Annotated in this window: 12 protein-coding genes; 8 read left to right on the plus strand and 4 right to left on the minus strand. The window is 35.2% G+C overall.

The window, feature by feature from the left end:
* Positions 1 to 18: 18 nt before the first annotated feature.
* Both ACST15_RS01385 and ACST15_RS01390 read right to left on the minus strand, forming a co-directional pair.
* On the minus strand, positions 19 to 975 hold the full coding sequence (locus tag ACST15_RS01385) for an electron transfer flavoprotein subunit alpha/FixB family protein (protein WP_459452861.1): 957 nt from the start codon (positions 973 to 975) through the stop codon (positions 19 to 21).
* Between the two features lies 1 nt (position 976).
* Entirely contained in the window at positions 977 to 1708 is a 732-nt protein-coding gene (locus ACST15_RS01390) for an electron transfer flavoprotein subunit beta/FixA family protein (RefSeq protein ID WP_459452862.1), read from the minus strand.
* Between the two features lie 55 nt (positions 1709 to 1763).
* Here ACST15_RS01390 and ACST15_RS01395 point away from each other — a divergent pair, with 55 nt between their 5' ends.
* Positions 1764 to 2072 carry a tetratricopeptide repeat protein gene (locus ACST15_RS01395; protein WP_459452863.1) on the plus strand — a complete coding sequence of 103 codons (309 nt, stop codon included), beginning with the start codon at positions 1764 to 1766 and terminating at the stop codon, positions 2070 to 2072.
* On the opposite strand, the gene ACST15_RS01400 is transcribed toward ACST15_RS01395, so the two are convergent.
* Positions 2069 to 3949 carry a DNA topoisomerase IV subunit B gene (locus ACST15_RS01400; RefSeq protein WP_459452864.1) on the minus strand — a complete coding sequence of 627 codons (1881 nt, stop codon included), beginning with the start codon at positions 3947 to 3949 and terminating at the stop codon, positions 2069 to 2071. The genes ACST15_RS01395 and ACST15_RS01400 overlap by 4 nt on opposite strands.
* 121 nt (positions 3950 to 4070) lie before the next feature.
* Between ACST15_RS01400 and ACST15_RS01405 the strand changes: the two genes are divergently transcribed.
* Genes ACST15_RS01405 through ACST15_RS01430 form a run of 6 tightly spaced genes read left to right on the plus strand, consistent with a single transcriptional unit; the run spans position 4071 to position 12872 of the window.
* Positions 4071 to 6680, plus strand: coding sequence for an SLBB domain-containing protein (locus ACST15_RS01405; protein ID WP_459452865.1), 2610 nt, complete (start codon positions 4071 to 4073; stop codon positions 6678 to 6680).
* A 4-nt stretch (positions 6681 to 6684) separates the two neighbouring features.
* Complete coding sequence (locus ACST15_RS01410) at positions 6685 to 7743, plus strand: hypothetical protein (protein ID WP_459452866.1); 1059 nt, start codon at positions 6685 to 6687, stop codon at positions 7741 to 7743.
* Positions 7744 to 7748: 5 nt separating this feature from the next.
* On the plus strand, positions 7749 to 8552 hold the full coding sequence (locus ACST15_RS01415; RefSeq protein WP_459452867.1) for an ABC transporter permease: 804 nt from the start codon (positions 7749 to 7751) through the stop codon (positions 8550 to 8552).
* Between the two features lie 5 nt (positions 8553 to 8557).
* Entirely contained in the window at positions 8558 to 9778 is a 1221-nt protein-coding gene (locus tag ACST15_RS01420; RefSeq protein ID WP_459452868.1) for an ABC transporter ATP-binding protein, read from the plus strand.
* 2 nt (positions 9779 to 9780) lie between these two features.
* Complete coding sequence (locus ACST15_RS01425) at positions 9781 to 10851, plus strand: DegT/DnrJ/EryC1/StrS family aminotransferase (RefSeq protein WP_459452869.1); 1071 nt, start codon at positions 9781 to 9783, stop codon at positions 10849 to 10851.
* Positions 10852 to 10859: 8 nt separating this feature from the next.
* Complete coding sequence (locus ACST15_RS01430; RefSeq protein WP_459452870.1) at positions 10860 to 12872, plus strand: ArnT family glycosyltransferase; 2013 nt, start codon at positions 10860 to 10862, stop codon at positions 12870 to 12872.
* Here the strand turns inward: ACST15_RS01430 and ACST15_RS01435 are convergent.
* The gene (locus ACST15_RS01435; protein WP_459452871.1) at positions 12869 to 14140 is read right to left on the minus strand and encodes an asparagine synthetase B; all 1272 of its coding nucleotides are present in this window, start codon (positions 14138 to 14140) and stop codon (positions 12869 to 12871) included. The two genes, ACST15_RS01430 and ACST15_RS01435, sit on opposite strands and share 4 nt — an antisense overlap.
* Positions 14141 to 14205: 65 nt before the next feature.
* Between ACST15_RS01435 and ACST15_RS01440 the strand changes: the two genes are divergently transcribed.
* Positions 14206 to 15444: an ABC transporter permease gene (locus tag ACST15_RS01440; RefSeq protein ID WP_459452872.1), complete on the plus strand. Its 1239-nt coding sequence runs from the start codon at positions 14206 to 14208 to the stop codon at positions 15442 to 15444.
* Positions 15445 to 15512: the final 68 nt, after the last annotated feature.

Raw genomic sequence — 15512 nt, forward strand, 5'->3', positions numbered from 1 at the left:
TCAAAAAATGGCCTAAAATTAATGGCTTTTAAGCTTATTTAACAATCTCGGAAGTACATCAAAGACATCTCCAACAATACCATAATCCGCATGCTTGAAAAAAGGTGCTTCTGGATCATTATTAATTACAACTATTTTTCTGGAACCATTTACCCCAGCCAAATGCTGAATAGCACCCGAAATACCGCAGGCCAAATATAATTTAGGAGCAATTTTAACTCCTGTTTGTCCTACGTGCTCATGGTGAGGTCTCCAATTTAAATCCGAAACAGGCTTTGAACATGCCGTCGCTGCCCCAAGCTCCTTGGCTAAATCCTCAACAATTCCCCAATTGGATGGATCTTTAAATCCTCTACCAGCACCAACTACAATAGCTGCATCTGGAAGCGGAATTGAACCAGTTAATGGGAAATTTTCAATTAATTTATTTTGAGAATCTGTACCTAAGGAAACTTCAGCTTGACTAATTGATGAACTTCCTGTTCCCTGAGGAACATCCACCGAAAAAGCTTTGCTAAATGCAGCAATAAATGAATCGCCATTAACTTGTGTCGTCAACAATGCCTTTCCTGAGAAAATTGACTTCGTAAATTGATATCCATCAGAAACTTTTTGAAGCTTAAGCACATTCGAAACTACTGGAACTGATAAAGATTTAGCCAAGAAAGAAGCTATTGTGTCGGTCAGTAATGATTTCACATATAGAATTTGACTAATCCCTTTTTGCTTCACATCATTCAATAAAGGAGACATTATTTGACCGTGATTTACTAACCCTGGAATTTTAATGTGGATGTATTGCTTAATAAAGCTATGGGAATTCAATTGATCTAAAGAAATATGATCAAAACCGTATACATAAATCGCTTCAGCCCCATTTGTCCCAGCCCAATCACCGGCGAAATCTAAAAGTCTTTTAGAGCTATCGGCTAATTGGCCGTTTTTTATATCGATAAATACTGCTAGATTTTTCATCTTATATTAGGTTTTCACTTTTTAAAAGATCGATTAAGGATTCAGCATTTTCAGCAGGAATCATTTTTTGTAAACGTTCAGTCTCTACTACTTGCGCAGAAATATGTTGCTCCAAGCTAGCATGACTGGGAGCCACAACAGCTATTTCCTTGGTCCTGGCCGTCATGATACCTCTCATAGATGGGATTTTCCATTCTGCAATAGGTTCCTGACAACCTAATACTGCAGGAAGGGCAGAGCTAACCTTGGACTTACCTTGATCTGTTTCTATTTCTAAAACCAATTTATCTCCTTCGTAATCTAAATGCATAACTGGTGAAAAATGGTTGTAAGATAAACCATGTGCCACCAAGGCATGAACAGTGCCACTATTGTAATCAATGGATTCTTTACCCATCATGATTAAATCAAAAGATTGATCTTGGGCATACTGTATAATTTCTTGAGCTACTTGAAAGGAATCAAACGCAGGTGTATCAATTCTAACAGCTCGATCTGCACCTAAGGCCAGGCATTTTCTGATTAACGCTTCCGAATCAGCAGTACCAATGTGCAACACGACTAATTCAGCTTGTGTTTGTTCCTTAATTTCAATAGCTCTGGATAATGCGTAATCATCATAAGGTCCAACAATAAAGGTGAGCCCCTCGGAATTAATACGAGTATTTGATGAATCTAGTGTAATTTTGGATGTGGTATCGGGTACAACCGATATGCAAACTAAGATTTTCATAGGCGATTAAAAAAATGTTATGCAAGCATACTAATTTGTTTTTAAAATTACAAAAATGGAGCGTAAAGAATTTATAAAAAACGAAATTAAACTGGAGCCTGAGAATCCGTTTAATTATTATTTGTTGGCTTTGGAATTAAAAAAAGAGGGAGAAGAAGCTGCCTCTAGGGAAGTATTTGATGATTTGTTAAACAAGTTTCCGACTTACATACCTAGCTATTATAGCTTTGCCGACTACCTTTTGGAAATAGGTGAAGAAGACAAAGCTAAGCAAGTATTGGAGAAAGGGATTGAAATGGCAGAAAAAGCAGGTACAGCCAAAGCTTTACATGAACTAAAACAATTATTGGTTTTAAACTTTTAGTTTAACAAAACTTCCTCTAAATCTTTTTCGATAATTAAGTTCTCAATGATAAACTTTTGCCTTTCAGGGGTATTTTTTCCCATGTAATAAGTTAATAATTGAGGTATGGTAAATTCCTTTTCAAGAATAACTGGTTCCAATTTGATATTTTCCCCAATAAACGTTCCAAACTCTTCAGGGGAAATCTCTCCCAATCCCTTAAAACGAGTGATTTCAGGTTTTGGACTTAACTTTTCAATGGCGTTCCTTCTTTCCTCATCGGAATAACAATAAATCGTTTCCTTTTTATTTCTTACTCTGAAAAGTGGGGTTTCTAAAATGTATAGGTGCCCATTTCTTACTAAGTCCGGGAAAAATTGAAGAAAGAAAGTTAAAATCAGCAAGCGAATGTGCATGCCATCTACGTCGGCATCGGTAGCAATAACAATTTTGTTATACCGCAAATTATCCAAGCTATCTTCTATATCTAGGGCATGTTGTAAAAGATTAAACTCCTCGTTTTCGTAGACGATTTTTTTTGTTAAACCAAAGCAGTTTAAAGGTTTACCACGTAAACTAAATACAGCTTGTGTTTGAACATCTCTGGACTTTGTAATGGAGCCACTGGCAGAATCTCCCTCAGTTATGAACAAAATGGTATCATGGCGTGAATCCGATTTTTCATCAGGCAAATGCACGCGACAATCCCTCAATTTTTTATTGTGCAAATTGGCTTTTTTCGCTCTTTCGTTGGCCAATTTTTTAATACCTGCAATATCCTTTCTCTCTCTTTCTGATTGCAATATGCGTTTTAATATGGCATCAGCAGTGCTTGGATTCTTGTGTAAAAAATTATCTAATTCTGTTTTGACAAAATCACCTATAAACGAACGAATGGAGGTCGAATTAGAATCTGGAGAAATGGTTGTTGAACCTAGTTTAGTCTTAGTTTGAGATTCAAAAACAGGTTCTTGTACTCGTATTGCAATAGCACCAACTATACTGGCCCTTACATCAGAAGGATCGAAATCCTTTTTATAAAATTCTCTAACAGTACGGACAATTGCCTCGCGAAAAGCCGCTAGGTGAGTACCACCTTGGGTAGTATTTTGACCATTGACAAAAGAATAATATTCTTCACCGTATTGATTATTATGTGTGATGGCAAGTTCAATATCATTTCCTTTTAGGTGAATGATAGGATATCTATTCTCTTCGGCATTGGTTTTTTTAGATAGTAAATCCAGTAAACCATTTTGAGAAAAATACTTTTCCCCATTAAAATTGATGGATAAACCCGCATTCAAATAGGCATAATTCCAAAATAATGAATCTAGGTATTGAGGAATAAAATGATAATTCTTAAATATACTGTTATCGGGTTCAAAACAAACATAAGTACCACTTTTGGCATTTGAAGTTTCAAAACCATCTGATTCTGCTGTTAATTCCCCCTTACAAAATTCAGCCCATTTGGTTTGCCCGTCACGGAAAGACTGAACTTTAAAATATTGAGAAAGTGCATTGGTAGCCTTGGTACCTACACCATTTAAACCAACCGACTTTTGAAAAGCTCCAGAATCATATTTACCACCTGTATTGATTTTTGAAACACAATCAATCACTTTTCCCAAAGGTATTCCTCGACCAAAGTCACGCACTTCTACTTTATGATCCGAGATCTTTACTTCAATCACCTTACCGTTGCCCATCATGTGCTCATCAATGGAATTGTCCATGATTTCTTTCACTAGCACATAAATTCCATCATCTACCGAAGAACCATCGCCTAATTTTCCGATATACATACCAGGTCTTAAGCGGATATGCTCTTTCCAATCTAAGGAACGGATACTATCATCATTATAAATCGGGGGGGTACTGTTAATTTCTTCCACTAGATAATTTTTGAAATAATTAATTTAATAAGACAAGGCCTAAGCGTGCAATTAGCTTTAAAGTTAGCATTAAATCATGTTTTTTCTTTAATTTGCAGTCAAATTAGAAATAAAAGACTTTATGAACAAAAACTTTTCTTTTGTCTTAATGGCATTCTTGTTGTTAAGTACAAAAATGATGAGTCAAACGATTCCTTTCGGAGTGCAGGGTCAACTCTTGGACCGAATGAATAATAATCCTTCTAATAGTCAAATCAGAAATCAGCCTCAAAATCAAGCTAATATCGGTCGTAGAACTATTACGACTACACCCAAGCAAAAGCAAAATTACGATAGTTTAATGACTGTACGTAAACGAAATGCAGGTGAAATAGCTGATGAAGATTCCGCCGTATTTAATTTAAGAAAAAGGATATTTGGATATTCTATTTTCAATAACAAAACAGGGACTTTTGAACCCAATTTAAAAATTGCCACGCCTAAATCTTACGTTTTAGGCCCAGATGATGAGTTAATTGTAGATATCAATGGTTATTCGGAAGATCATTACAATTTAACCGTTAGTCCCGACGGTTATGTGAAAATTAACCGAATTGGGAATGTTTATGTGGCAGGTTTAACGATTGAAGAGGCGAAAAGTAGAATAATTTCAAAATTATCCCAGATTTTTGTAGGCCTTAGAAAAGAGGGTAGTGGACCAAGTAGTACCAATTTATATGCTTCTATTTCTTTAGGTAGTATTCGTACCGTTAATGTAACAGTGCAGGGTGAGGTTTTATTTCCTGGAACTTACTCTGTTCCTTCCTTAGCACGAGTAATGAATGTATTATACCTTGCTGGAGGGCCTAATCAAAACGGAACTTATCGTGAAATCCAATTGATTCGAAATAAAAAAGTTATTGCCAATATAGATTTGTATGATTTCCTAACTGCTGGAATTCAGAAGAATGATGTCAATATTCATGATCAGGATATCATTAAAGTAGGGGTGTATAAAAATAGAATCGAAGTTAGAGGTAAAGTGAAAAGGCCAGCTTTATTTGAAATAATGCCCAATGAAAACTTGACCAAAGTAATCCAAGATTTTGCCGGAGGTTTTACGGAAGATGCTTTCAAGGATTTAGTGAAAATCACGCGGTATACTAACCGAGAAAGAAAGTTGATTGACCTCAACACGGCTTTAATGGATTCATTTAACCCACAAACTGGTGATATTATTCAAGTAGAATCGGTTAATCAAGATCGATTTGAAAACAAATTAAGTATCGTGGGAGAGGTTTTCAGACCTGGTCAATTTGCTTTAGAAGGAAGTCCAAGTTTATTGAAATTAATTGAAAGGGCTGGAGGATTAAAAGAAAATGCTTTTTTAGATCGTGTATTAATCCAACGCATTAATCCAGATTTATCTAAAACAAATTTATCCGTTAATCTAAAAGATATTCTGAATAATAAAGCCAAGGATATTGCTTTAAGAAGAGAAGATAACATCTCTATTTTCTCCATTTTAGATTTAAAAGAGGGGTATACTGTGACCATTCACGGAGAAATCAATTTAAAGCGAAACGACAATGCTTCTGAAAACAAATCTGACAGGACAAATAAATCAGAGAGCAATGCAGGTAAAGTAGCTACTTCGCAAGAATCAAGTAATCTTGCAAATTCGGATGGTAACATCGACAACAACGCTGTTCAAATAGAAAGTGAAATATCTGAAGAATTAAAATCCAATGATGCCGCTAATCAATTGATTAACCGTCAATTGAAATTAACCCTTCCCTATGTAGAAAAAATGACGGTGGAAGATTTAATCCTTCAAGCAGGAGGTTTAAGAGAGTCCGCTGCTACAGGAGTGGTTGAAATTGTAAGAAGAAAAAAGAATTTGGCAGATAATACCCCTATCAATTCTCAAATTGCGGAAATTATACGATTCTCCATTAGTAAAAAGTTGCAGTTAGATGAGACTGCATCAACTTTTGAATTACAACCTTATGATGAGGTGTTTATTCGTTCATCGCCTAATTATGAATTACAACAGTTCATTACTATTCAAGGGCAAGTGATTTATCCAGGTGTATATGGCTTAGAAAAGAAAGATGAACGCTTAAGTGAAATTATTACCAGAGCAGGAGGTTTAAATAAACAAGCCTATCCTAAAGGGGCAAAATTAATCCGTAAAGTCCAATTGACTGAATTTGAAAAGAATAGAAAAGCGGAACAATTAAACGAGATTCAGGACAATTTTACAGGAATTACAGCTCAAAGAGACCCAGCCGCTACTGTAAAGACGAAGGAAACCATTGGTATTGATTTAGTTAAGGCATTAAAAAATCCGGGAGGCGAAGATGATTTATATGTGCTTGAAGGTGACATCATTGATATTCCGAAAGAACCACAAACCGTAAAAGTTTCTGGCGAGGTATTATATCCTAACAGCGTAAAATATATCGATGGTAAATCATTCTATGGTTTCATTTCTGAGGCTGGTGGATTTACTGCTAGTTCTGCTAGAAAAAGAGCCTATGTGATATATTCAAACGGATCAGTTAAGAGAACTAAATCCTTCTTATTTTTCCGTTTCCACCCAAAAATTGAGCAAGGAGCAGAGATCATCGTGCCGAAGAAATCTAAAGTAGCTACAGGACAACAAATCGTTTCGGTGGTATCAATTTTTACAGGAACGCTTACTAGTTTAATTGGTATTATTACCTTAATTAAAGCTACAACAAACTAAACACATGGCAGAGTTAAGATCTGATCAATTTTCTTTCAAACGCTTATTATTTAAGTGCTTTTTATTGATTCCATTTTTCAAACAGCATCGTAAAAAACTGTTTATTGGTGCGTTGGTGGGCTTTGTCTTGGGTATTACCGTTGAGGTAATTCGTAGCCAAAATAAAATATACAAAGCACAGATTGTATTTGTCATGGATTCAGAGGGTTCTGGTGGTGGAGGATTAGCTGATATAGCTAGCAGCTTGGGATTAGGTGGCTTTACTGCTAGTAATTCCTTATTCAGTGGAGAAAACTTCAAGGAATTATTAAAGACAAAAGCTTTATTCAGAAAAGCGATGTTAACTCGTGTAAAGTTTGGGGATAAGGAAGATTTATTCGCTAATTTTTTCTTGCAAAAAGCTGATTTAAGAAAGCATGAATGGAGTGATTTACCTGATGATTTTTTCGATTATCGATTTAAAATTACGGATCCAAGCAAAGCGAATGAGCAAGATAGAAATATCATGAATGCCATTTATGAATACCTGAAAGGAAATACGGTGATCAGTAATGAGAATCCTAAATCTTCTTTTTTAACCATGACTGTAGAAACACGTAATGATACATTGAGTTATACCTGGTCAAAACTTTATTTAAAAACAGTTACTGAGTTTTATATTCAGACTAAGACGAAAAAATCCAAAGAATTGTTGGTGATCATGGATAAGCGAGTGGATTCATTGCGATCTGCCTTGTACTATACTCAAGGAAAGCTTGCGAATTACAATGACCAAAATCAACAAATAATATATCAGAGGGCTAGAATTACGGCTGAAAGATTACAAATGAACTCATCTCAATTGCAAAGTATGTATTTTGAAGCCGTTCGGAATTTTGATAATTTAAAATTCTCTCTGATTAAAGAATCTCCTTTATTTACCATCATTTCTGATTCAGAATTACCAACAAAAATTGAAGTATATTTTTGGGGACCTATCACGTTAGTAGCCATGGTCATTGGAATGTTAATAACTTCCTTATTGATATATATGCGAAGTGTCTATAAAGAATTAATGGCCTAGATTACATGAACCTTATACAACAAAAACTCAAGGAAATAGGTAGTGATTGGGAACTACTAATCATACTGGCCAAGAGAGATATTTCTGTAAGATATAAACAAACAATATTGGGTTTAAGCTGGGCAGTAGTTAAACCTGTAGCCACGATGCTCGTCTTTTTATTTGCCTACAAGCAAGTTGCTAAAATTCAAGACATTTCAGGCTATCCAATTCAACTCGTCATATTTTCTGGTATTCTATTTTGGAATTATTTTGCCAATTCACTTCAAGCCATTAGTAATTCTATTTTGGTCAATAGTAATTTAATTTCTAAAGTATATTTCCCGCGCTTAATTATTTGTTTTTCCTCGATAGCGGTTTCTTTGGTAGATTTCCTGGTGGGTTTGGTCGTATATTTGATTTTAGCACTAAGTCTTCATCAAAGCATTTCACCATATATTGTATTCTTGCCAATAGCCTTATTTATTACTAGTTTATTTGCCTTGGGCTTGGGATTAATATTTGCCTCATTTTCAGTCAAATTCCGAGATGTGCAGCAAATTGTTCCTTTGATTGTTCAATATGGATTTTTTGCTACTCCTATTGTCTATACTACGAAACAATTGTCTGAAAAATCATGGTTTTTGTACTACAACATAATAAATCCATTGGCAGGTTTAGTGGAATTGTTTAGAGCATGTTTAATTAACCAATATGATTTACTTACTGGTCAAAATTTAGTCATTAGTATCATAGCCAGTGTTGCGGTATTTATCCTAGGCATTATCATTTTTGATAAAAGAGAAGACTCCTTCGTGGATTATTTATAACATTTATGCACATTATTGAAGTCGATTCCGTTTCAAAAAAATATGAGCTATCAGCCAATAAAGGGGCAGTTAGCTTAAAAAATGGTTTAAAGAATTTATTGACAAAAGAAGAAAAAGAAATTTTTTGGGCTGTCAATGATGTTTCATTTGCCTTAAACCGAGGTGATAAATTAGGAATCGTAGGTAGTAATGGTGCAGGGAAATCTACATTGTTAAAAATCCTAAGCAAAATTACCAAGCCCACCAGTGGAGAAATTCATGTACGAGGGAAGGTAGCTAGTTTATTAGAGGTAGGTACGGGATTCCACCCCGAGTTAACAGGTAGAGAAAATATCTTCTTAAATGGTGCCATTTTAGGCATGTCCAAACAAGAAATAAAATCACAATTTGATGAAATTGTGGATTTTGCAGGTGAGCAAATATCACGTTTTCTAGATACTCCGGTAAAACGCTATTCATCAGGAATGTATGTACGTTTGGGATTTGCAATTTCAGCACATTTAAACCCTGAAATCCTGATTGTCGATGAGGTTTTAGCCGTAGGCGATGCTGATTTTCAAAAGAAATCATTGGGTAAAATGCGAGAAGTAGCTGCCAATGATAAAACGATACTATTTGTTAGTCACAATCTTACAGCTGTAGCCAATTTATGTAATAAAACCTTGCACTTAGAGAAGGGAAAGGTTAAGCAATTTGGCGAAACGGGAGAAGTACTTTCCAATTACATGGCGGCTCTTCAAACGAATCGTTTGGAGCAAAATTATGATACATTTGATTCGGCTCCAGGGTCCCAACAAATCCGTTTAAAAAGAGCTACTCTCATACCAGAACTATTAGAAGGGCAATCTTACCTAGACATTAGAAACAAGATAAATATAGGTATTGAATTTTGGAATACGGAACCCAATCAACAATTGAATGTAAGTTTACATCTTTTTGCTAGTACAGGTGAATGTATTTTTAATGTCGGAACTCCTGCCGGAACCTTTGGACTTGGTCTGGTGCAAGCTAACCTAGAAATACCTGGTCATTTCTTAAATGATGGTACTTACCACATTTCTTTTATGGTTGTTAAGGATAAGTCCATCGTCTTATATAACTTCGAAGAAGTATTTAACTTTGAAATTGCTGATTATAGGGAAGATACTACTTGGTATGGGAAATGGCCAGGTTATGTAAGACCTGTATTTCCTTTCCCTATTCGTCAACTTTCTGATTCTATCTAATTATGCTACATGTCACCAAATCGTTCTTACCTGATTTAAAAGAATATGTCAGTTATTTAGAGCGTATTTGGGAAAGCAATCACTTAACCAATGATGGCCCTTTGTTACGGGAATTAGAACAAAAACTTCGATATTACTTACAGGTTGATCATGTTATTTTTGTTACCAATGGTACCATAGCATTACAATTAGCCTTAAAAGCACTTCAGGTTCAAGGAGAAGTTATCACTACGCCATTTTCCTATTGTGCTACTTCTAATTCAATTATTTGGGAAGGTTCCAAACCTATTTTTGCTGACATCGACCCCATTAGCCTAACGGTGGAATCAGCTCAAATTAAAACCAAAATAAGCCCTGATACAAAAGCTATTTTAACTACTCATGTGTATGGCAATGCAGGAGATTTAGAAGCACAAGAGGAATTAGCTAAAGAATACCATATTCCGCTTATTTATGATGGCGCGCATGCATTTGGTGTGAATTATAAAGGTAAATCCATTTTTAACTATGGAACGGTAAGTACCTGCAGTTTTCATGCTACCAAAGTATTCCATAGTGTAGAAGGAGGGGCGGTGATTACGAACGATTCGAAATTGGCGGCTAAAATCATTGAATTACGTAGTTTTGGACACAAGAATGATGATTATTTTTCTGCAGGTATCAACGGAAAAAATTCAGAGTTTCATGCAGCCATGGGTTTGGTTAATCTAGGTCATTTTGACCAAATTAAAGAATACCGAAAATGGGCTTGTGAACTTTATGATAAGCTTTTAAATGTACCAGGAGATTCGATTAAGTTCAACCCTCATATTGACAGAAATTATAGCTATTATCCTGTCATGTTTCCTACTGAATCAAGTTTATTAAAAGCCGTTTCAAAACTGAATGCAGTACAAATTAATCCTAGAAGGTATTTCTATCCATCTTTAAATACCCTAAGTTTTGTAGAAAAACAATCTTGTCCGGTTTCTGAAGATATTGCCTTAAGAGTGTTATGTTTACCTTTAAGTGCCGAAATAAGCGAAGAAGAAATCAGATTGATTTCGGATTTAGTGAATCAATCCTTTAATTAAATAAAACTATGTATTGGATAGCATTCATTTCATTTATTTTAATGAATTACAAGGTTGCATCTAAGATTTCTAATAAAAATTTGGAAGAAATCTTAATCATTGGTTTTACCATATATACCAGTAGTGTTATCCTTACCGGTTATGGATTATCCGCTTTAGAACTTTGGAATAGCCGTATTTTATGGGCCATCATTCCATTTTTTATTACCTCTTTTACGTATTATTTCTTCCAAAGACCTGTGTTTGCATTTGAAATGGAACATATTTCTGCTTTTAAGGTCATTGGAACTGCCATACAAACGACACATCAAACATATTTAAAGTTATCTGGAATTGAGCGTTTTATTTTTGCTTGCTTATTTTGGACCTTTCTAGTAATCACAGCCTTACAAATCACCTTACTTTTTAATAGCCCTCCCAACGAGTGGGATAGTATGACGGGGCATTTAAATCGAATCATATATTTCTTAAAAAGGGGCACCATGTCTCATTTTATAGGAACAAATTGGAATATAGACACTTATCCCAGAAGTTTTTGTTCTTTGCAAGTTTACCCATTTCTCATGAGCGGGTACAATGAATATTTATTTAAATTACCCAATATTGGAGCCTATTGGATCTTATCTTTTAGCATTTATGGAATTCTAAAAAATCTAGGAGTCAAATTCAAAACTAGACTTTTTTTAAGTATCATTTTCCTATTTCTGCCGAATGTGCTCATGCAGTCCATCACCACAGAAACAGATATTGTACTGGCGGCATACTTATCGTCCATAGTTTATTATTTGGTAGCCTATAAAAAACAAGAGAAAACCATTTATTTATATTTGGCAGGACTTACTTTCGGACTAGCCCTTAGCCATAAAATTACTTTTGTATTCTCTTTCATTCCATTACTTATTTTATACGCCTTTTGCTTTTTACCAGCATTAAAGAAACGCACTTTTTTCGTGGTAAAACATTTGTTTTTAGCGCATATATTAGGTTTAGTGCTGTACGTGTCAGCCACAGGTTATATCGCTAATTTCATACATTATGGTCATCCGATCGGGCCACCTACTGCGACACAGCACCAATCTGTCGAAAGAGCAGGAAGTCTAGGCAATTTATTAGTTCAAGGGAGCCGAAATGTAGTTAGATACGGTTTTGATTTATTTAACCTGGATGGTCTTCGAAATATCATGCTTGTTGAAAAAGTAAATCATGCCATGAAAGCCCCATTCCGAGCAATGGACCAAGGGTTACATTTGGGCTTAGAGAAAGTTACAGAATTCACCATAGTACCTTTTACATTTGATAAACGCTTCGAATTCTATAATGGTAGTCCCATTTATGGAAGTATTTTTATCTTCATTATTATACCTAGTTTACTGATGTTTGTCAGAAGGCCAAATTGGACCATGGCATTATTTTTGTTGGCCTTTGCAATACATTTTGCCACCCTAGCTTTTACAGCAGCATATGACCCCTGGAAGGGCCGGTATATGATAAGTTCAGCAATCTATTTATTCCCATTGTTGACCTATGTTTCTAGTTTTATTTTTGAGAAAAAACAACAGATAATATCCAGTATATTCTTGGGAATTTTTGTCGTTACGATATGTCTTTCAGCTATTTTCACTTTGGGGCTAAACATACGAGCTTTGCCTTTTAATGCCTATGGAAAAAAATCGATTTTAGAACTTGATCGCGTAGCTGCCTTAACCATCAATCGTCCGGATATAACCAAAGCATATCAAAATTTCGAAAAAATAGTACCTAAAAATGCAGTGGTTGCATTGGGGACAATCAATGATGACTTTGAATATCCATTATGGGGAGCCAAATTTTCTAGGAGGCTTATACCATTAAATCCTTTTGAGCAAGGTATTCAAAACATCCCATCCGATGCTCAGTATTTATTTTTTAGTAAAAATGTGTTTAAACCACAAGTAGGGGATATCCGATTAGGTACTGACACTACTCTGGTAGAAGGTGTATTAGTGCGAGGTGAGGATTATTATTTAAGAAAATTGAATTAGGTCTTTTGTTTCTTCTTTTTAGCAGAAGGGAATAAAATATTATTGAGTATCAAACGATACCCAGGTGAATTTTTATGAAGACTTAAATCGGTATGTTCTTCATTGACAAAATGTTGATAATCTTCAGGATCATGTCCACCCAAAAAAGCAAAAAATCCTTTCCCAACTTGTCCATATAGGTATTTCACCTCTTTTAAACTTTCATTTTCTGCTAATATAGTAACCTCTGATTTAACCATAGCACTCGCAAATCCTGTGGTTTGTCCCATAAAACCATGAATTACTTGTTGGTGATTTTGGGTCAACATACAAGGAATCATATCTGATTTTGCTGAAAACTCATTCAATTCAAAAAAATCATTTTCTTCTGCAATAGGTCTTTGGGTATAATTGGGGGCCGAATCAATTGTTGAAAATTCATTGACCCGATAATTTAAGATTAAAGAGAAATCTTTAAAGGCAACAGTATTCTTAAAATTCAAATTATCTGAACTGATATTGGAGGAAGTAGCATCTCCATCATAAAAAGCTGGAACAGCATCCATTCCTAAGGTAGAGAGAGCTATATCAAATGTATCTGTAGCCGTACACATGGCAAATAAATAACCTCCTCCAAGCATAAAATCTTTAATCATGGAGGCTACTTTACCTTTCATTTGAGAAACCTTGGAAAAACCATTTTTCTTGGCCATTTGCTGGTCTTCTTGCAATTGCAATTGATACCAAACTTGATCTTTTTGGGTAAACATTTTACCCATTTGGCCCGTAAAGTCCTCATGGTGTAAATGTACCCAATCATATTTTGCCAAATTTCCATCCAATACCTCTTGATCATAAATTATTTCAAAAGGAATTTCGGCATAGGTAAGCGCTAATGACACGGCATCATCCCAAGGAGAAGCAGATTTAGGGGAATATAGAGCAATTTTGGGAACTTTTTGTAAAGTGGCCTGTTCCATATTCGAACTCTCGGAATTAACTTCTGCTAAAATTTGTGCCGCAGCTTGGTCCGAAATAATTTGATAAGCTACCCCCTTACTTAATAAATCCTTTGAAAAATAAGGAATATAGTCCATCATGAAAGAACCACCTCGGTAATTTAAAAGCCAAGATACTTTTGCGTCTTCACCTTGAAGAACTTTATAGGTAAAACCATAGGCTTTTAAATGATTCGTCTGACTATCATCCATGGGAATCAACAGCTTATTGGCCAGTATTGGACAGATAGATGAACAAAAAATGATTAATGGAAGAATTAGGCCTTTCATTGGTTTCTTAAGACGTAAATAAACTAATAAATTGCAAGGTAAAATTTAAACGGTAGGAGAACAACATGAATCTTAAGGAAAACGTATTTGAAGGTTTAAGATCGATCAAAGGAAATTTACTAAGAACGATATTAACCGCCTTAATTATTTCACTGGGAATTACTTCATTGGTAGGAATTTTAACGGCCATAGATGGCATACAAAGCTCTGTAGATAATTCTTTTTCAGGATTAGGGGCTAATTCATTCGATATCCGAAATCGTCCTGCCATGCAAATTAGAAGAGAGGGACAAAGAGAAAAAAGATTTAAAAATATTGATTACCGACAGGCTAGTCGATATAAAACCTTATTTAGTGCCAAGGGGAAAGTATCACTTAAAACCAATGTTAACTTCAATGCCATTGCTAAGCATGGGTCAAAAAAAACCAATCCTAATACTCGATTGGTAGGTATTGATGATAATTTCATGGAATTAAAGGGTTATAAAGTAGGATTAGGTCGTAATTTTTCTACCCATGAATATCAACATGCCAATAATGTATGTTTATTAGGAGTGGATGTAATTGATCAATTATATGAAAAAGAAAATCCGGTTAATTCAGAAATTATTGTCAGTGGTCAAAAGTTGAAGGTAGTTGGGATTTTAGAAAAAAAAGGAAGTATGATGGGTGGGGGAGATGACCGGGTGATCATGGTTCCACTAGAAACTGGACGTAAAATGGCGGTTGGAAGGAATTTAACCTTTGATATAACCACCTCTTCTACCAAAGTGAAAAATCTAGATGATTTTATGGAAGAAGCTAGAGGCGCAATGCGTAAAGTAAGGATGGATCCGATCGGTTCTGAAGATTCTTTTTCTATAGATCGCTCGGATTCAATCGCTAAAAGTTTTGAAAACATTACATCTTCCTTACGTATCGGTGGATTTGTGATTGGCTTTATCACCTTATTAGGAGCTGCCATAGCACTTATGAATATCATGATGGTTTCCGTGACAGAAAGAACCCGTGAAATAGGTATTCGCAAATCACTAGGTGCTACTCCATTTAGAATTTTACAACAGTTTTTGATTGAAGCTATTGTGATTTGTCTTTTAGGAGGCATTGGTGGAATTGTCCTTGCTATTCCCATTGGAAACTTAATTGCTCAAGGAATCAGTTCCGGAAATGCTAGTTTTATTATACCCTGGATATGGATGATCACTGGTATTATCGTGTGTATATTAGTTGGCTTATTTTCAGGAATTTACCCTGCTTTTAAGGCATCTAAACTAGATCCAGTAGAGGCCTTACGCTACGAATAATTAAGAAATTATTAAATAGGTACTTGATAAATCGAAGGATTTGAAGTACTTTTGTGTCGCAATTAAGA

Source organism: Aquirufa sp. Wall-65K1 (genome assembly GCF_054558475.1).

Coding starts and splice junctions, on each gene's coding strand:
- ACST15_RS01395 (WP_459452863.1), top strand. CDS start 1,764: ATGGAGCGTAAAGAATTTATAAAAAACGAAATTAAACTGGAGCCTGAG.
- ACST15_RS01425 (WP_459452869.1), top strand. CDS start 9,781: ATGCTACATGTCACCAAATCGTTCTTACCTGATTTAAAAGAATATGTC.
- ACST15_RS01435 (WP_459452871.1), bottom strand. CDS start 14,140: ATGAAAGGCCTAATTCTTCCATTAATCATTTTTTGTTCATCTATCTGT.
- ACST15_RS01405 (WP_459452865.1), top strand. CDS start 4,071: ATGAACAAAAACTTTTCTTTTGTCTTAATGGCATTCTTGTTGTTAAGT.
- ACST15_RS01385 (WP_459452861.1), bottom strand. CDS start 975: ATGAAAAATCTAGCAGTATTTATCGATATAAAAAACGGCCAATTAGCC.
- ACST15_RS01410 (WP_459452866.1), top strand. CDS start 6,685: ATGGCAGAGTTAAGATCTGATCAATTTTCTTTCAAACGCTTATTATTT.
- ACST15_RS01415 (WP_459452867.1), top strand. CDS start 7,749: ATGAACCTTATACAACAAAAACTCAAGGAAATAGGTAGTGATTGGGAA.
- ACST15_RS01430 (WP_459452870.1), top strand. CDS start 10,860: ATGTATTGGATAGCATTCATTTCATTTATTTTAATGAATTACAAGGTT.
- ACST15_RS01390 (WP_459452862.1), bottom strand. CDS start 1,708: ATGAAAATCTTAGTTTGCATATCGGTTGTACCCGATACCACATCCAAA.
- ACST15_RS01440 (WP_459452872.1), top strand. CDS start 14,206: ATGAATCTTAAGGAAAACGTATTTGAAGGTTTAAGATCGATCAAAGGA.
- ACST15_RS01420 (WP_459452868.1), top strand. CDS start 8,558: ATGCACATTATTGAAGTCGATTCCGTTTCAAAAAAATATGAGCTATCA.